Source organism: Actinokineospora sp. NPDC004072, assembly GCF_053604195.1.
The window spans coordinates 383056-401209 of the sequence record NZ_JBSGHB010000001.1; the positions used below are offsets into that span (position 1 = coordinate 383056).

Here is an 18154-nt window from a genome sequence, read left to right on the forward strand (position 1 = left end):
ACATGGGCATCCGGAGCACGCCGCCGGTCGCGCCGGTGGAAGCGAGCACGCGGACGCTGCACGGGGAGACCGTCGTGGACCCGTACGCATGGATGCGCGACCACAGCGACCCGCGGCTGGTGCAGTACCTCACCGAGGAACGCGCGTACTACGACGAGCACGCCGCGGAGCTGGCGCCGCTGGTGGCCGAGGTGCGGGCCGAGCTGGCGGCCAGGACCACCACCTCCGCCCACGAGTTCACCTGGCGGATCGGGGAGTTCGAGTACTTCCTGCGGGCCCCCGCGGGCAGCAGGCAGCCGCGCTACCTGCGCAGGCACCTGGGGACCGGCATGGTCGAGGTGGTGCTCGACCTCGACGAGATCGGCGGCGGGCGGCCGTTCACCCGGATCGGGGTGTTCGAGCCGAGCCCGGACGGGCGGTGGCTGGCGTACTCGGTCGACCACGTCGGCTACGAGTCCTACCAGCTGCGCTTCCGCGACCTGCGCACCGGCGACGACCTGCCCGAGACCCGGGAGCGGACCTACTACACCGGCGCGTGGAGCGCCGACTCGACCACCTTCCTCTACACCGTCCACGACGCGGCCATGCGCCCCTACCAGGTCCACGCGCACACCCTCGGCGGCGAGCAGGACCGGCTCGTGTGGACGGAGGACGACGAGCACTTCAACACGATCGTGCGCACCACGCGCAACCGGGCGTGGATCGTGGTGTCGAACAACAGCCGCGTCACCACCGAGGAGCTGCTGATCCCGGCTGACCAGGTGGACGCGGAGCCGGTGGTCGTCCAGCCGCGCAAGCACGGAACGATCTACTTCACCGAGCACCAGACGGCGCCGTCGGTGGACCGGATCGTGCTGCTGATCTCCGTCGACGGGGCCGAGCGGCGGCTCGTCGGCACCCCGACCGACCGGCTGGCCGAGCGCGACTGGGCCGAGGTCCTGCCCGCCGACCCGCAGCTTCCTTGGCTGCGGTTGGACGTGTTCGCCGACGGGCTGATGCTCAGCGGGCACCGCGCGGGCACCAGCGTGGTCCAGTTGCTCGGCCTGGACGGGCAGCTCCGCGAGATCGTCCCGGCCACGCCTGCCGGTTACCTGATCTTCGAGGGCAGGCGCGACCCGACCCGGGTGCAGATGGACAACCGCACCGCCTACGACAGCGCCGAGATCGTGCTCGTGGAGCATTCGCTGGTGGACCCTCCGAAGCACCTGCGGGTGACGGTGGCAACCGGTGCGGTGGACGTCATCGGCCAGGACACCGCCAGCGGCTACGACCGCTCCGGCTACCACACCGAGCGGCTGTTCGCCGAGCCCGCCGACGGCGTCGCCATCCCGGTCACGATCGCCTACCGGGACGGCGTGCGGCCCGACGGCGGCAACCCGGTCCTGCTGTTCTGCTACGGCGCCTACGAGCGGCCGTGGGAGCCGGTCTTCTCCCCGCCCGTCATCAGCCTGCTCGACCGCGGGTTCGTCTACGCGATCGCGCACGTGCGCGGCGGCGGCGAGCTGGGGCGCAAGGGGTGGGTGGACGGCAGCATGGCCGCCTCCCAGAACTCCTTCCACGACCTGGTGTCCGCGCGGGAGCGGCTGGTCGAGCTGGGGTGGGCCGACCCGGGCTCGGTGGTCTGCTACGGCAGCTGCGCGGGGGCGATCGTGTGCGGCCAGGCCTACACCGACCACCCGGACCTGTGGGCCGGGGTGCTCGCCGAGGCCCCGGCGGTGGACCTGCTCAACGCCCTGCTGGACCCCAAGGTCCCGCTGTCGATCAACGAGTGGGAGGAGTGGGGCGACCCGCGCGACGCCGAGACCTACCGGCTGATGCGCGAGTACGTGGCCTACGAGCGCGTCCACGACCGCCGCCGCCCGCCCGTGCTGGTGACGGCGTTCCTCAACGACCCGCGCGTGCTGGTGCACCGGCCTGCCCGGTGGGTCGCCGCGCTGCGGTCGGTCGACACCCACGGCAACCTGATCCTCATGCGCACCGAGCTGGGCGACGGCGGCCACCACGGCCCCTCGGTCGCCGAGGCGGTGCGGCAGGCCGCGGCCGAGTTCTGGGCGGTGGCCATCGACATGGGCACGCACGGCCGGTGGCGGGCGGGGTCGGCAGCGGCGGCGGACCACGTAACAGCGGACCACGTGACGGCGCGATGACGGGTGCTCGCGCCGCCGGGCTCCGGGAGTCCGCCCGGGAGCTGGCCGCGGCGGGCGGCGGGCGGCTGCTCGCCGCCACCCTGGCGCAGTCGGTCGGGCAGGGCACGGCGATGGCGTGCACCGCGGTCTACTTCGTCTCCGTCGTCGGCATCGCGCCCGCCGAGCTCGGGTTCACCTACAGCGCGGGGACGCTCGTCGCGATGGGGTTCGCCGTGCTGGTGGGCTGGCTCGCCGACCGCTGGGGCGCGCGCGGGGTGGCCGTGTGGATGTCGTGGGGCGCCGCGGTGGCCGTGGCCGCGTACACCGTGGTGTTCGACCTGCTCGCCTTCGTGGTGGTGCAGGTGCTGGTCACCTCGTTCCGGATGGGCAAGCGGATCGGCGAGAACGCGCTGATCGGGGCCATGACGGGCGGTCGGGCGCGGTTCCGGGCCGTGCAGCGCTCGACGCTGAACATCGGGATCTCGGTGGGAACCCTGGTCGCCGCGGTCCCGCTCCAGGTCGGCACCAGGGGCGCCTACGTCGCGGCGCTGCTGTTCACCGCCGCCACGCTCGCGGTCAGCGCGCTGCTGGTGCGCGGGGTCCCCGACTCCCCGCGCCCGCCCCGGACCGCGAAGGCGTGGCGGGCGCTGCGCGACCGGCGCTACCTGGCGGTGGGCCTGCTGGTGGGGCTGCTGGAGATCCGCGACAGCGTGCTGGTGATCGCCGTGCCGCTGTGGCTGGCGGCCAGCACCGACGCGCCCCGGGCGATGGTCGCCGTGCTGCTGTTCATCAACACCGCGATGGTGATCGCGCTGCAGGTGTGGTCGGCGCGCGGGGCCGACGAGCTGCCCGGGGCGGCGGCCGCCGTCCGCCGCGGCGGGCTGGCCCTGGGCGCGGCGTGCGCGGTGGTCGGCGCGGCGGGCTCCGCGTCGGGGTGGGTGACGGTGGCCGTGCTGGTGGCGGCGGTCGCGTGCTTCACCATCGGGGAGATGTGGGCGGCGGCGGGCGGGTGGACGCTCAGCTACGACCTGGCCGACCCCCGCGCGCCGGGGCAGTACCAGGGCGTGTTCCAGACGACCACCGGGATCGGCCTGCTCCTCGGGCCGATCGTGGCGACGACGGCGGCGCTGTCGTTCGGGGCGTGGGGCTGGCTGGCGATCGGGGTGGGATTCGGCGCAACCGGGGTGATCACCCGGCGCGTGGCGCTCGGCAGCGAGAAGGGAACCTGACATGCACGACCTGAAGCGACTCGCCCTCCTGGCCGACGGGGAGGTCGTCCCGTCCCCGTCCAAGACGCTGACCGCCCTGCTGCGCTACCGCGCCGACGATGTGGTCGCGGTGATCGATCGGGAGACCGCGGGCGGCGCGATGGCGGAGATCCCGGTGGTGGCCGACGTGGCCGCCGCCATCGAGCACCGCCCCGACGCCCTGGTGCTGGCCGACGAACCAGTGGGCGCGGGCATGCAGCCCTACTGGCGCGAGCAGATCCTCGTCGCCGTGCGGGCCGGGGTGGACGTGGTCAACGGCTTCCACCACCACCTCTCCGCCGACCCGGAGATCGTCGCGGCCGCGGACCGGTCGGGGGCGCGGCTCTGGGACCTGCGCAAGCCGTCGCCCGAGTGGTACCTGACGGAGTTCTCCGCCGAGGGCAGGCCGATCGTCCACTACCGACCGCACCGGCCGGGCAGCCGGACGGTGCTCGCGGTGGGCACCGACTGCGGCAGCGGGAAGATGACCACCATGCTGGAGGTCCAGCGCGCCGCCCGCGCCCGGGGCGTGGACGCGGGCTTCGTGGCCACCGGCCAGGTGGGGATGATGGTCTCCGGCGGCGGCATCGCCGTCGACGGGATCGTCAGCGACTTCGTCAACGGCGTGGTGGAGCAGACGGTGCACGAGGCCGCGCGCACCCACGACCTGGTGCTGGTCGAGGGCCAGGGGGCGCTCAACCACCCGCGCTACTCGGCGGTGACCCTCGGCCTGCTGCACGGCAGCAGGCCCGACTCGATGGTGCTGTGCCACGTCCTCGGCCGCACGTCCGTCGGCCTGCTGCGGGAGGTCGCCCTCCCCGCGCTGACCCGCGCGGTGCAGATCAACGAGGAGGCCGCGCGCTGGGCCGACCCCGACCGCGCGTGCCCGGTCCTCGGGATCTCGGTGGTGACCAGCAGCGTGTCCGACGCCGAGGCGCGGGCCGCCCTGGCGCGCATCGAGGACGAGACGGGCCTGCCCGCCACCGACGTGCTCCGCTACGGCCCCGACCGCCTGCTCGACGCCATCCTGTCCGGGCCTGCGGCGGTGTGACCACGGTTGGTGTCCACACCGGCGCGTCCGGTGTGGACACCAACCGTCAGCCGTTGACGACCTCGGGGTTGCGGGTCTGCTTCCTCGGCTTGCGCCGGGTGGTCCGGGTGCTGGCGAGGATGCGGGCCAGGCCGCGCCAGATCTGGGCGGCCAGCTCGATGTTGCCGGACTCCTCCGCCTGCTGCCCCAGGTCCTGGAGCAGCTGCGCGCCCTCGTCGACCCGGCCGCGGGCGATGAGCAGCTGGCCGCGCAGGGACTCGAAGCGGAGCCGGTCGCGGAAGGAGAGCAGGGTGCGCTGGGCGTCGATGCGCCCGCTCAGCTCCTCGGCCGTCGCCAGGTCGCCCTCCTCGAAGGCGAGCTGGCCGCGCAGGCTCAGCAGCTGCTGCTCGTGCAGCTCGGTGCCGACGAGGTCGATCACCGGGGCCACCTCGTCCAATGTGGCCCTGGCCTTGGCGGTCAGCGGCGGGCTCGCCTGCAGGTACAGCGACGCCGCGGCCAGGCGCAGCCGGGTCCACAGGGTCAGGCTCTCGTGCCCGGCGAGCCCGGCCAGGGCCCGCTCCAGCGCCGCCTCGGCGCCCGCGTGGTCGCCCTGGCGCATGCGGACGGTGGCGCTGGCCCACAGCGCCTCGACGAACACCGTGCCGCCCAGCGGCTCGGTGATCGCGCACAGCTCGTCGGCGTGGGCGCGGGCCTGCACGAGCCTGCCCGCCTCGGTCTCGGCGGAGATGAGGGCGCTCAGCGCGCTCGCGCGGTCGCGCACCGGGAGCTCCCCCGCCATCCGGTTGGCCTCGTCGGCGAGGTCGACGGCCTCGGCGAGGTGGCCGAGGATGCGCAGGCACCGGGCCATCTGCACCCGCGCCCTGGTGCGCAGCTCCGGGGAGCCGAGCTCGTCGCTGAGGGCGATCAGCTCGGCGAGCAGGTCGTGCTCGTCGGAGTAGCGGGCCTGGTGCTCGCGCATGCGGGACAGCAGCCACAGCCCCTGCCAGCGCAGCGCCGGGTCGAACGGCTCGTCGGCGCACAGGGCGTCGGCGAGCTTGTCGGCCATGTCGTCGCCCTGCTCGGCGGAGGTCACCGTGGCGAGCACCTGGGCGAGCGAGGCCGCCGTGGGGTGGCTGGAGTCGAAGGCGGACAGCGGGACGCCGAGGCGCTCGGCGAGGTGCGCGACCATCCGCTCGGTCGGCGGGCGCGCGCCGGATTCCAACCGGGACAGATACCCGGTGGACATGACACCCTTTGCCAAGGCGGCCTGGGACAGGCCGCGCTCCAAGCGCAACGCGCGGAGCCGCACGCCGAAGGCGGGTTGTTCGAGCATTCCTCCTCCGATGCGTTTCGACTGCGCGGAACGTCGCTTTCAGCCCATTCTGGCAAACCGGATGACTACTTGGCAACGCACTCCGACCTGCGAAGAGACGGGGTGTGACTCAGAACTCTCTATACATGACGTGCAAACCAACGCGGCCGTGGATCGGGTGGTCGAAGGCGCCTGGCACAGTGCCCACGATCGTGAACCCGAGTCCGAGGTAGAGGTTCACCGCGGCGGTGTTCGTCTCGACGACGGCGTTGAACTGCATCCCGGCGTAGCCGCGGCCCCGGGCCCAGCCGAGGGCGTGCTCGCACAGCGCCCGGCCGACGCCGCGGCCGCGCGCGTCCGCCGCGACCATGAAGCTGGCGGTGGACACGTGCGAACCGCGGCCGCCGCGGTTGGTCTGCATGTGCGCGGTGCCGAGCACGCGGCCGCCCTCCTCGGCGACCACCGTCACCCCCGGGCTCGGCACCACCCAGGTGGCCCTGGCCTGCTCCGCCGTCATCGCCGGGTCGTAGGGGAAGGTCTCCTCGGCCTTGACGACCTCGCTGATGATCGACCAGACGGCGGGCCAGTCGGCATCGGTGAACTCTCGCACGCGCATGGTCGGAAACCTATCCCTCCGCCACGATCGCCATCGCATCGATCTCCATCAGCAGGTCGGGCCGGTACAGCGCCACGACCTGCACGACGGTGCTCGCGGGCGGCCGGTCGGTGTCGATGAACTCGTCGCGCACGGCGAGGATCACCGGGACGTGGCTGATGTCGGTGATGTAGTAGTTCAGCCGGACCAGGTCGGCGAACGACGCGCCCGCGGCGGCCAGGCACCGGCCGATGTTGGTGAACACCTGGCGCGCCTGCGCGGCGGGGTCGCCCGTGCCGACGAACTCCCCGTCGGGGTCGAACGGCATCTGGCCGGAGAGGACGACGAGGCGGCCGGTCCCGGTGACGACATGGGTGTAGCCGTCGCTGGGGAAGACCCCGTCCGGGTGCGAGATGTGGTCGAGTGCCATGGGGTCCTTCCCTCAGTCGGCGAGGATTCGGCGGAGCCAGGAGACGCGGGCGCGGTGGGCGGCGCGGGAGACCTCCGCGGCGGGCACCCACTCGTCGAAGCTGTGGAACGCGCCCGACCAGACGTGCAGCTCGGCCGCGCCGCCCGCCCGCCAGATGCGCTGGGCGTAGTCGATGCCCTCGTCGCGCAGCGCCTCCACCGAGCCGACCTCGATGAACGCGGGCGGCAGCCCGGACAGGTCGGCGGCCCGGGCGGGGGCGGCGTAGCAGGACACCGCATCGGTGCCGCGGCGCTGGCCCAGCAGGGCGGTCCAGCCGGTGCGGTTGGACCGCCCGTCCCACATGCCGACGGTCTCCAGCTGCCGCGCCGAGGGCGAGTCGCAGCGGTCGTCGAGCATGGGGAACTGGAGCAGCTGGCCGCGAAGCTGCGGTCCGCCGCGGTCGCGGGCCATCAGCGCCAGCCCGGCGGCCAGCGCCCCGCCCGCGCTGTTGCCGCTGAGCACGACCCGGTCGGGGTCGAAGCCGAGCGCGCCCGCGTGCTCGGCGAGCCAGACGAGCCCGGCGTAGCAGTCCTCGACGGGCGCCGGGTCGGGGTGCTCGGGGGCGAGGCGGTAGTCCACGGCCACGACGGCGCAGCCGAGGGCCTGCGCGCGGTCCAGCTCGCCGACCAGCTCGGTGGTGCGGTTGTGCCCGGTGACCATCCCGCCGCCGTGGGTGTTGTAGACGACCGGGTGCGGCCCCGGAACGCCCGTGGGGGTGCAGATCAACACCGGCACGTCCGGGGCGCCTGCCGGTCCGGGGACGACCCGCTCGGCGATCTCGAACGCGCCGTCGCGGCGGATCTGCTCGTCGGTGAGCCGCGCGGCGGCCCCGGCGGCCCGCCGCTCGGGGATCAGCTCGGCGGTCAGCGACGGCCGCCCGGCCAGGATGTCCCGCAGCGGCTGGTCCAGCTCCCGGTCGAACGCGGGCACGCCAGGCGCGGGGGGCGCCGGGTCCCCGCGCCTGCCCGTGGTGTCGGTCGTGGTCACAGCGCGGCTCCGGAGCGGGTGAGGGTGGTGGTGATGAGGGCCAGCGGGGGGTTCTCGATGAGGTAGAAGTGGTTGCCGGGCACCACGTGCTGCTGGAAGGCCGGGGTCAGCTCCCGCCACGGGCGGCGGTCGGCGTCGATGTCCGCGTCGCCCGCGATGGCGGTGACCGGGCAGGGCAGGGCGGGGTCGGCGCGGTGGGCGTAGCCGTGGAACAGGCGGCTGTCGGCGCGGACGTAGGGCAGGACGAGCTCCTGGAAGTCCGGGTCGGCGGCCAGCTCCGGCGGGGTGCCGCCCAGCTCCAGCATCCGCAGCATGTCCGCGTCGTCGTCATCGGACGGCTCGGCGAGGTCGGGCAGGTCCCCGTCGCGCGAGCCCGAGGCGAACAGGTGGACGACCTGCACCCCGCGGGCGGCCAGCGAGCGGGCGGTCTCCAGGGCGACGGCGGCGCCGAGGCTGTGGCCGAACAGGGCGACCGGCCGGTCGGCCACCGCGGCCACCGCGGCGGCGATGTCGTCGGCGAGCGCGCGCAGGTCGGTGGCGCACGGCTCGTCGATGCGCTCGGCGCGGCCGGGGTAGCGGACCGCGTGGACCTCGATGTCGTCGGGCAGGCGCCCGCCCCAGTCGCGGTAGAAGGACGCCGCGCCGCCCGCGTGCGGGAAGCAGACCAGGCGGACGCGGGCCGACGGCCTGGGGGTCGGGCAGTGCAGCCAGCCGCTCACTTGGCCGCCCCCCGCTCCGCGCGCTGGCGGCGGGCGCGCATCGCCGCGGCCCGGCGGGCGGCGGCCTCGCGCATCCCGGCGGCCGACTCCTCCGGGGTGGAGCCGCCGTCGCGGATCAGCGCGGCCTGGGCGGCGACCGTGGTGTGCCGGAACAGCGCGACGACCGACGGCCGGGTGCCGGTGCGCGATTCGAGCGCGTCCTGCAGGTGGAACATCGTCAGCGAGTGGCCGCCGAGGTCGAAGAAGTTCACGTCGGTCGGCACGTCGGGCACGCCGAGGACTTCCGCCCACGCCGCGGCGACGTGCGCGGTGGTGTCGTCGGCGGCGGCGGGCCGGGGCGCGGCCTGCACGGGCAGCGCGGCCAGGCGGGCGCGGTCGACCTTGCCGTTGACGGTCACCGGGAGCCGGTCCAGCACGTGCACGCGGGCGGGCACCCACGCCTCGGGCAGCCGCGCGGCCAGCGCGGCGCGCGCGTCCTCGGCCGTCACGGCGTCGGCGGCGACGAACCCGATCAGGTGCGTCCCGGCCGCGTCGGGGATGACGGCGGCGTCGCGCACGCCGGGCACCGCGCGCAGGGCCGCCTCCACCGCGCCGAGCTCGACCCGGTGGCCGCGGACCTTGACCTGGTGGTCGCGCCTGCCGCGGAAGTCGAGCGTGCCCTCGGCGGTCCAGCGGGCGATGTCGCCGGTCCGGTACATCCGGCCGCCGGGGACGAACGGGTCGTCCAGGAACGCCGCGGCGGTGGCCTCCGGGCGGCCGTGGTAGCCGCGCGCGACCCCCGCGCCGCCGATGTGCAGCTCGCCGTCGACCCCGCGCGGGACGGGGCGCTGCTGGTCGTCGAGGACGTAGAGCCGGGCGCCGGGGACGGGGACGCCGATGGTGACCGGGCCGGGCGCGGTGAGCCGCAGGTAGCTGGCCCACACGGTGGTCTCGGTCGGCCCGTACTCGTTGACCAGCTCGGTGTGCGGCTGCCGGGCGAAATGTCGCTCCACGAGGGACTGCGGCAGCACCTCCCCCGCGACGATCACGGTGGTCAGCGAGCGCAGGCCGTCCTGGCCCGCGCGGTCGGCGGCGTCGAGCAGCACGCCGTAGAGCGACGGCACGCACAGCAGGTGGGTGACCTGGTGGTCGCGCACGATCTCGACCAGGCGCGAGGGGTCGCGGACCTCGTCGGCGGTGGCGACGACGAGGCGGCCGCCCGCGGTCAGCGTGCCCCACAGCCCGGCGACCGATGAGTCGAAGGCGAGCGGGGAGACCAGCAGGAACACCGGCCGCCCCGGGTAGACCCGGCGGCGGGCCAGGGTGGAGGCGGCGAGTTGCCCGTGCTCGACCACGACGCCCTTGGGCTCGCCGGTGCTGCCGGAGGTGTAGATCAGGTACGCCGGGTCGTCGGCGGCCACCGGCACGGCGGGGGCGACGGGGCCGTCGTGGGTGTCCTCCATAAAGACGGTCGGCAGCCCGCCGCAGCGGTCCTTGGCCGCCTCGGTGGTCAGCACGCACGCCACCTGGGCGTCGGCGAGCTGGGCGGCGATGCGCTGGTCGGGGTGGGCGGCGTCGACGGGCACGTACGCCGCGCCCGCCCGCAGCACGCCGAGCGCGGCGGCGACCATCGCCGTCGAGGGCTCCACCAGCAGGCCGACCCGCTGGCCGGGCCGCACGCCCGCGGCGGCGAGCCTGCCCGCGACCCGCCCGGCCCACCGGTCGAGCTGGTCGTAGGTCAGCGCGGCCCCGGCCGACTCCACCGCGACGTGGTCGTGGTTGGCCTCGGCGTACTCGGCGACCAGGTCGGGCACCGGCGCGGCCGCGGGCAGCTCCGGCCCCCGGCCCAGGGCCAGCAGGGCGTCGCGCTCGTCGTCGGCGAACCGCGTCCGGGCGCCTGCCTGTTCCAGTGACATCGGGTTTCCCTCCAGTTATGCGGTGGCGGCCGCGACGAGGTCGCGCACGATGCGGGTCTGCCCGCCGAGGGTCCGGCCCGCCAGCATGTCGCGCAGCGGGACCTTGATCTCGAACTCGGTGTTGATCTTGCGGGCGAGGTGGGTGATGAGCAGCGAGTCGCCGCCCAGCTCGAAGAAGTCGGAGCTCTCGGTGAGGTCGCCGTGCCCGAGCACCTCGGTCCACAGCGCGGCGAGCACCTCCCCCGCGTCCCGTTCGGGTCGGCCGGCGATGGGCGGGGTGTCGGCCGCAGGGGGCTTCGGGTGGTCCGCCGGGCGCGCCGCGGCGATCTCCGGGGCCAGCCAGCGGGGTCCGGCGAAGGGGTAGCCGGGCAGGCGGATCAGGTTGCCGCGCGCGCAGAGCGCCCGCGTGTCCAGCGGCTGGCCGAGCGTCCACAGCGTGCCCAGGGCCGTCAGCACCTCGTCGTCGGCGCGGCCCGGCGCGAGCGCGATGGTGTCGAGCTCGGCCGCCGCGGCCAGCGGGGACAGCGCCCGCCCCGGGCCGACCTCAAGGGCCACGGCGCCGGGGAACCTGGCCGCGATGGCGGCCATCGCGTCGCCGAAGCGGACCGGGAGCCGCGCGGAGTCGGCGAACACCGCCGCGGCGACGGTGGTACCCGGCTCGATGACCTCGCCAGTCGCGTTGGCCGCCATCGGCACACTCGGCGACCCGGGGCGCACCCCGGACAGCGCCGCCGCCAGCGCGGGCAGCGCGGGCTCGATGAGGGCGGAGTGGAACGCGCGGGTGGTGCGCAGCCTGCGGGCGCGCACCCGCTCGCCCAGCCACGCGGTGAACTCCTCGACGGCGGCGGCGGTGCCCGCCACGGTGCAGCTGGCCGGGCCGTTGGCGGCGGCCAGCTCCACGGCCGCCCCCGACTCGGCGATGAGCGCGCGGGCCTGGGCTTCGGCGCAGTCCAACGCCACCATTGCCCCGGGCGGGCAGTCCCGCATCGCCCGGCCGCGGGCGGTGACCAGCCGCGCGGCCGCGGGCAGGTCGAGCACGCCCGCCGCGCAGGCCGCGGTGATCTCCCCCAGGCTGTGCCCGGCGACGGCGGCGGGCCGCAGCCCCAGTCCGCCGAGGGCGACCGCGGCGGCGTGCCCGACGGCGAAGATCGCGGGCTGGGCCAGGTCGGTCTCGTCCAGTTCGGCCGCGGGGAAGTCCGGGTCGTGCAGGGCGGCGGCCAGCCGGGCGGCCAGGTCGGGCTCGAAGGCGGCCAGGGTCTCGGCGAGGGCGTCGGCGAACCCGGGCAGATCCGCCAGCGCCCTGGCCATCCCCGGGCGCTGGGTGCCCTGGCCGGGGAAGAGGAAGACCAGCGGCGCGGGCCCGTCGGCCGGCCGCACTCCGCGCACGGCGGTTGCGAGCCGCGCAGCCGCATCCGCGCTGTCCCGCCCAACCACGGCGAGCCGGTGCGACAGGGCGGCCCGGGCGGTGGCCAGCGTGGTGGCGACATCGGCCAGCGCGGGTGCGCGGGCGGTGAGGTGCTCACCCAGCCGCAGGGTCGCACGGTCGAGGGCCTCGGGATCGGCGGCGGAGACCAGCACCAGCTCCCGTTGGGCAAGGGTCACCCTGTCGGCCTGCGCGGGTGCGTGGGCGGTGAGGTGCTCACCGGGCCGCGGGGGCTCGGGATCGGCGGCAGAGGGTGCCGTCAGCTCCCGCTCGGCAGGAGGCGCCCCGTCGGCCAGCGCGGGCGCTCGTGCGGCGAGGTGATCACCGGACCGCGGAACCTCTGGATCGGCGGCAGAAAGCGGCATCCCTCGTTCGGCGGGAGACGCGCCGTCGGCCAGCGCGGGCGCGTGGGCAGTGAGGTGCTCACCGGGCTGGAAGGCCTCGGGGTCAGCGGCGGAAAGCGGCATCAGCACCCGCTCGGCGGGAGACGCGCCGTCGGCCAGTGCGGATGCGCGGGCGGTGAGGTGATCACCGGACCGCGGAGCCTCGGGGTCAGCGGCAGAGAGTGGCTTCAGCTCCCGCTCGACGGGAGACGCGCCGTCGGCCAGCGCGGGTGCGTGGGCGGTGAGGTGATCACCGGGCCGCAGGGGCTCGGGGTCGGCGGCGGAGGGCGGCGCTAGGTCTCGTTCGGCGGGGGGCGCGCCGTCGGCGTGGGTGGGCAGCGGTGGTTGCTCGATGATGACGTGTGCGTTGGTGCCGCCGATGCCGAAGGAACTGACGCCTGCGCGGCGGGGCAGTGGTCCTTGCCACTTGGTGGCCTCGGTGGGGACGGTCAGTGGTGAACCGTCGGTTTCCAGGAGTGGGTTGAGGGCGGTGAAGCCAGCTACGGGTGGGATCACGCCGTGCTTGACGACCAGGAGGGCCTTGATCAGGGCGGCGAGGCCTGCCGCGGCGTCGAGGTGGCCGGTGTTGGCTTTGAGGGCGCCGATGGCGACCTGGCCGGGGGCGGCGCCCAGGTCCGCGAGCGCCGTCGAGGCCGCCGACCACTCGATCGGGTCGCCGACGCGGGTGCCGGTGCCGTGGGTCTCCAGGTAGCCGATCGTCTCGCCGCCGACGTCGGCGGCCCGGTAGGCGGCGCGGATGACCGCTTCCTGCCCGGCGACCGAGGGGGCGTAGTAGCCGACCTTGGCCGAGCCGTCGTTGTTGATCGCGGTGCCGAGGATCACCCCGTGCGGCGGGGGGCCGTCGAGCAGGTCGGCGTAGCGGCGGAGCACGACGCAGGCGACGCCCGAGCCCGCCACCACGCCGTCGGCGTCGGCGTCGAACGGCTTGCACGCGCCGGTGGCCGACTGGATGCCGCCGGGGATGTGCAGGTGCCCGGCCTGCGGGAAGTCGATGCCCGCCGCGACGACCAGGGCCTGGTCGCAGTCGCCGTTGAGCAGGGCCTGCACGGCCAGGTGGACCGCGACGAGCCCGGACGAGCACGCGGTCTGCACGGCGATCGCGGGGCCGGTCAGCCCGAGCTTGTAGGAGATGAGGCTGGCGATGAAGTCCGGCTCGGTGCCGTGGATGGCCTGGTCCAGCGTGGCCGGGTCGAGCCTGCCCGCGGTCAGCATGGCGCGCAGGTAGCCGCTGCCGCTGCCGGAGGCGAAGACCGCGGTGGTCGGCTCGACCGCCGACGGGTCCTGCCCGGCGTCCTCCAGCGCGGTCCACGCCACCTCCAGCATCAGCCGGTGCTGGGGGTCCATCATCTCCGCGTCCCGGGGGCTGACCCGGAAGAAGGCGTTGTCGAACCGGTCGGCGTCGGCGAGCAGGCCGCGCACCGGCACGTAGTCGGGGTCGTCCACCAGCTCCGCGGGCACGCCTGCGGCGAGCAGGTCGGCCCGGTCGATCCTGGTGGTCAGCACCCGGCCCGCGAGCAGCGCGGTCCAGCACTCGTCGAGGTCGGCGACGCCGGGGAACCGGACGCTCAGCCCGGTCACGCCGATGTCGAGGGCACGGTCACGGTCCATCTGTCCACCTTCGGCTGCGCTCAGGGAGCGGGTCGAGATCCAGGTTGCCCGACTGGACAACGCCGTGGCAACCTATTGACAGCATTCTGGCAATCTGTTGCCGTTCACGGATCACCGACGGGGGGAACGCCGTGCTGCCGGACCGCTCGTGGACCACCGGCCACCCGACCACCGCCCCGGACGGCGGCCTGCACGAGGCCGTCGCCCGCACCGCCCTCTTCCGCCCCGACGCGATCGCCCTGCGGTGGGCGGGCCGCGCGACCACCTACGCCGAACTCGACCGCACGGCCGACGCCTGGGCCGCGCGCCTGGCGGCCGACGGCCTGGGCCGCGGCGACATCGCGGCCATCGCGCTGCCGCGGGACGCGGACCTGGTCACCGCCCTGCTCGCGGTGCTGAAGACGGGCGCGGCCTACGCCCTCATCGATCCCGCCTGGCCCGCGCGCAGGACCGCCGACGCGCTCGCCGTGATGTCCGCCCGCCTGCTGATCGCCCCTGAGGGCACCGCCGCCGACTGTCCGGTGTGGACTCCGACGCCCGACGCCACCCCGGACGGCTTCCGGCCCGTCGCCGTCTCGGCGGCCGACCCGGCGTGCGTGTTCTTCACCTCGGGGACGACCGGCGAACCCAAGTGCGTGCTCACCCCGCACGGGGCCACCGCGCGGCTGTTCCAGGCCAACGGGTTCGCCCGGTTCGCCAGCGACACCGCGGTGCCGCTGGCCGCGCCGGTCCCGTGGGATGCCTTCAGCCTCGAACTGTGGTCGGTGCTGCTCAACGGCGGCACCTCGGTCATCGTGGACGAGCCGTACCTGTCGCCTGCGGCGCTGCGGGCGGGCGTGGCCGACCACGGGGTGGACACCACGTGGCTCACCAGCAGCCTGTTCAACATGGTCGTCGACGAGGACGTGGCCGCCTTCACCGGGCTGCGCCAGGTCATGGTGGGCGGCGAGCGGCTGTCGACCGACCACGTGCGCCGGTTCCTCCGAGCGCACCCCGGCATCGCGCTGATCAACGGCTACGGCCCGGTGGAGAGCGTGGTGTTCGCAACCACCCACCGCATCCGGGAAGCCGACTGCGACCACCCGGACGGGATCCCGCTCGGACGGCCCGTGCCGGGCACGCAGGTGCACGTGCTCGACGGCGACCGGCCGTGCCGGGTCGGGGAGACCGGCGAGATCTGCGTGGCAGGCGACGGCCTCGCCCACGGCTACCTCGGAGACCCCGCGCTGACCGCAGCCAAGTTCACCGAGACGCCCATCGATGGCCGTCCCACCCGCGTCTACCGCACCGGGGACCTCGGGGTGTGGGGCGCCGACGGGCTGCTGCGGTTCCGGGGCCGCGCCGACCGCCAGGTGAAGGTCCGCGGCCACCGGGTCGAGCCCGCCGAGGTCGAACGCCAGGTGGAGGCCCACCCGCGGGTCCGCCGGTGCCGGGTCGTGCCGCGGCGGGACGCGGCGGGCGCGGTGGTCGACCTCGCGGCGTTCTGCGTCCCGGCGACCGAGGGCGACCCGCTCGCCGACCTGGCCGCGGAGCTGGCCGACACGCTGGCGGCGCACCACCGGCCCGCCGTCGTGCACCCGGTCGCCGCGTTTCCCCTGACCGCCCAAGGCAAGTTGGACGAACGCGCCCTGCTCGCCCTGCTGCCTGCCGCGGAACCCACCGAAGCCGACGGCACGGACTCCGACGCCGACCCGCTCACCAGTGCCGTCGTGGCGGCTTTCCGCGCGGTGCTGGGGCGCTCGGCCGTCCCCGCCGACGTGTCCTTCTTCGCGCTCGGCGGCACGTCGCTGGGCGCGGGGCGGGCGTGCGCCCGGCTGGCGGCGCGGCTGGGGCGCGCCGTGCCCGTGGCCGAGCTGTACCGGCACCCGACCGCCGCCGGGCTCGCCGCGCGCCTGGCGGCCGAGGCCCCGGCCGCGGCGCGCGTCGCCGACGACGACGCCGTCCCGCTCACCCCCATGCAGCTGGTGTACCTGACCCGGCACCTGGTCGACCCGACCGACCGCACCAACCACTGCCTGCTGTTCTGGTCCGTCGAGGGAGAGCTGAACCGCGCCGCGCTGCGGTGGGCCATCGAAGAGGTCCACCTGCGCCACGAGGCGCTGAGCGCGGCGTACGTCGCCGACCCCCGGCCGGGCGCGTGGCTGATCGACGTGCCGCCGCCCGAGCTGGCCGAGCTGCCCGCCGAGCCCACCGAGGCGGCCGGGATCGCGGCCCTGCGCGAGGCGCTGATCGGCGAACTGGACCCGACCAAGGGCGAGATCTGGCGCACCGCCGTCGTGCGGGCGGGCGAGGTCACCCTCTTCGGCTGCGCGGTCCACCACATCGCCTTCGACGGCTGGTCGGAGTCCGTGCTCGCCCGCGACCTCGCCGCCGCCTACAACGGCACCGCCGAAACCCTGCCCCCAGCGCCCACCCTGGCCGAGGCCCACCGCGCGCACCCCGCCCAGAACGCCCAGAACACCGACGTGCGGGCGGAGTTCGCGGGCGTGCCCGACCTGCGCTGGCCGGACGGCGCCCTCCAGGGCGGCGGCCCGCTGCGCTTCGAGACCACAGTGGACGCGAACGTCGTCGCCGCGCTCGACGGGATCGCCGCGGCCGAGGGGCAGACTCGGTTCGTGGTGCTGCTCGCGCTGTGGGCGCAGACCGTCGCCGAGGTGACCGGGCAGCGCGACTTCGCCGTGGGCGTGCCGGTGGCCCAGCGCGACGACCCCGCGATCGAGCACGCGGTCGGCTGCCACATCAGCACAGTCCCGTTGCGGCTGTCCGGGCGGGCCGCCGACGGCGACGTCGCCGAGACCGGCCGCGTCGCCGCGCGCGCCTTCGCCCGCCAGGACGTGCCGCTGACCGCCGTCCTCGCCCAGCTCGACCGCGGCCGCACGGCCCGCCCGCCGCTGTTCCAGGTGCTGTTCGCCGTGCAGGACACCGCCACCCCCCGGCTGGACCTCGACGGGGTGCGCACGGCGTTCCTCCGCCAGCCGTACGTGGACCTGCCGCTGGAACTGCACACCGAGATCTGGCCGTCGGCCGACGGCGGGCTGCGCGTCGAGGTCGCCTACCGGCCCGGCGCCGTGCCGCCCGCCGTCGCCGCCGAGCTGGCCAGCCGCTACGCCGCCCGGCTGACGACCACCCCAGGAGCGCGCCCATGATCGCAGCAGCCGCCGCCCCGGAAGCCCTCGCCGATCCCGACCTGCACGCCACCGGCGACCCGCACGCCCTCTGGGGGTGGCTGCGCGCGAACTCGCCGGTGCACCGCCACCCCGAGGGCGAGCTGCCCGCGTTCTGGTCGCTGACCAAGTACGACGACGTGCGCGCGGTCTACCGCGACCCCGCGACGTTCAGCTCCGCGCGCGGGGTGCTGCTGCGCCCGGTCACCCAGCACGCCGACCCGGGCGGCGGGATGACCCTCGCGCTGACCGACCCGCCCCGGCACAAGCGCCTGCGCTCGCTGGTCGCGGGCTGGTTCACCGAGCGGTCGGCCCGCGGGCTGGAGGAGTCCATCCGCGGCGCGGTCCGGGCCACCCTCGCCCGGGCCTACGAGCGCGGCGAGTGCGATTTCGTGCACGACATCGCGGGCCGGCTATCGATCTTCGTCATCTGCGGCATGCTCGGCGTGCCGGAGTCCGACCACGAATTGGTGTTCGCGTGGACCAACGAGGCCTACGCCGCGCACAAGCCGCTGGTCGCCCAGCACGAGCTGATGGAGTACTTCAGCGACCTGATGTACCGGCGAATGGAGGAGCCCGCCGACGACATGATCAGCGCGCTGGCCAACGGGATGCTCGACGGCGAGCTGCTGACCGAGCGGGAGATCCTGCTCAACTGCGAGAACCTGATCGGCGCCACGGAGAACGGCAGGCTGGCGATCGCGGGCGGCGTGCTCGCCCTCGCCCGCCACCCCGACCAGTGGGCCCGGCTGCGCGCCGAACCCGCGCTGGTGCCCTCCGCGGTCGAGGAGATCCTGCGCTGGACGTCGAGCGCGACCCACAGCATGCGCTCGGCGACCCGGGATACCGAGATCCGCGGCCAGCGGATCGCCGCGGGCGACTGGGTGGTGCTGTGGGTGCCCTCCGCCAACCGCGACGAGGACGTGTTCGCCGACCCGTACCGCTTCGACATCGCCCGCACCCCGAACCGGCACCTCGCGCTCGGCATCGGCGAGCACTTCTGCCTCGGCGCGACCATCGCGCGCACCCAGATGCGCGTCCTGCTCACCGAGCTGCTCGCCGACCTCGACGCGATCGAGCTGGCTGGCCCGGTCGAGATGGTCCGCTCCATCGCCGTGGGCGGCCCGGAGACGCTGCCGCTGCGGATGGTGCCCAGGTAGCACGCGGTGGCGCTG

General features: G+C 75.1%; 12 protein-coding genes. 5 read left to right on the forward strand and 7 right to left on the reverse strand.

Annotated features, from left to right (window positions below; all coding sequences use genetic code 11):
• Positions 1 to 2: 2 nt before the first annotated feature.
• From ACWEPX_RS01635 to ACWEPX_RS01645, 3 genes are read left to right on the forward strand one after another with little or no spacing between them, the layout of a single operon-like run.
• Complete coding sequence (locus tag ACWEPX_RS01635; protein WP_451895120.1) at positions 3 to 2147, forward strand: prolyl oligopeptidase family serine peptidase; 2145 nt, start codon at positions 3 to 5, stop codon at positions 2145 to 2147.
• The gene (locus ACWEPX_RS01640; protein WP_451895121.1) at positions 2144 to 3355 is read left to right on the forward strand and encodes an MFS transporter; all 1212 of its coding nucleotides are present in this window, start codon (positions 2144 to 2146) and stop codon (positions 3353 to 3355) included. The genes ACWEPX_RS01635 and ACWEPX_RS01640 overlap by 4 nt, the downstream gene beginning before the upstream one ends.
• Position 3356: 1 nt before the next feature.
• Positions 3357 to 4424, forward strand: coding sequence for a DUF1611 domain-containing protein (locus tag ACWEPX_RS01645; RefSeq protein WP_451895122.1), 1068 nt, complete (start codon positions 3357 to 3359; stop codon positions 4422 to 4424).
• A gap of 46 nt (positions 4425 to 4470) precedes the next feature.
• On the opposite strand, the gene ACWEPX_RS01650 is transcribed toward ACWEPX_RS01645, so the two are convergent.
• From ACWEPX_RS01650 to ACWEPX_RS01680, 7 genes are all read right to left on the reverse strand, one after another.
• A complete protein-coding gene (locus ACWEPX_RS01650) occupies positions 4471 to 5736 on the reverse strand; it encodes a helix-turn-helix domain-containing protein (protein ID WP_451895123.1) in 1266 nt (421 codons plus the stop codon).
• A 109-nt stretch (positions 5737 to 5845) separates the two neighbouring features.
• Positions 5846 to 6331 carry an N-acetyltransferase family protein gene (locus ACWEPX_RS01655; protein ID WP_451895124.1) on the reverse strand — a complete coding sequence of 162 codons (486 nt, stop codon included), beginning with the start codon at positions 6329 to 6331 and terminating at the stop codon, positions 5846 to 5848.
• Between the two features lie 10 nt (positions 6332 to 6341).
• On the reverse strand, positions 6342 to 6740 hold the full coding sequence (locus tag ACWEPX_RS01660; RefSeq protein ID WP_451895125.1) for a RidA family protein: 399 nt from the start codon (positions 6738 to 6740) through the stop codon (positions 6342 to 6344).
• Between the two features lie 12 nt (positions 6741 to 6752).
• Positions 6753 to 7766, reverse strand: a complete 1014-nt coding sequence (locus ACWEPX_RS01665) for an alpha/beta hydrolase (protein ID WP_451895126.1) — start codon at positions 7764 to 7766, stop codon at positions 6753 to 6755.
• Complete coding sequence (locus tag ACWEPX_RS01670; protein ID WP_451895127.1) at positions 7763 to 8485, reverse strand: thioesterase II family protein; 723 nt, start codon at positions 8483 to 8485, stop codon at positions 7763 to 7765. Before ACWEPX_RS01670 ends, ACWEPX_RS01665 begins: the two co-directional genes overlap by 4 nt.
• Entirely contained in the window at positions 8482 to 10380 is a 1899-nt protein-coding gene (locus tag ACWEPX_RS01675) for a non-ribosomal peptide synthetase (RefSeq protein WP_451895128.1), read from the reverse strand. The genes ACWEPX_RS01670 and ACWEPX_RS01675 overlap by 4 nt, the downstream gene beginning before the upstream one ends.
• Positions 10381 to 10395: 15 nt before the next feature.
• Positions 10396 to 13815: a beta-ketoacyl synthase N-terminal-like domain-containing protein gene (locus tag ACWEPX_RS01680; RefSeq protein WP_451895129.1), complete on the reverse strand. Its 3420-nt coding sequence runs from the start codon at positions 13813 to 13815 to the stop codon at positions 10396 to 10398.
• A gap of 131 nt (positions 13816 to 13946) precedes the next feature.
• On the opposite strand from ACWEPX_RS01680, the gene ACWEPX_RS01685 reads away from it, so the two are divergent.
• Together ACWEPX_RS01685 and ACWEPX_RS01690 are read left to right on the forward strand one after the other, a co-directional pair.
• Positions 13947 to 16961 carry an amino acid adenylation domain-containing protein gene (locus ACWEPX_RS01685; protein ID WP_451895130.1) on the forward strand — a complete coding sequence of 1005 codons (3015 nt, stop codon included), beginning with the start codon at positions 13947 to 13949 and terminating at the stop codon, positions 16959 to 16961.
• Positions 16958 to 18139, forward strand: a complete 1182-nt coding sequence (locus ACWEPX_RS01690; RefSeq protein WP_451895131.1) for a cytochrome P450 — start codon at positions 16958 to 16960, stop codon at positions 18137 to 18139. Before ACWEPX_RS01685 ends, ACWEPX_RS01690 begins: the two co-directional genes overlap by 4 nt.
• The last annotated feature ends 15 nt before the right edge of the window (positions 18140 to 18154 follow it).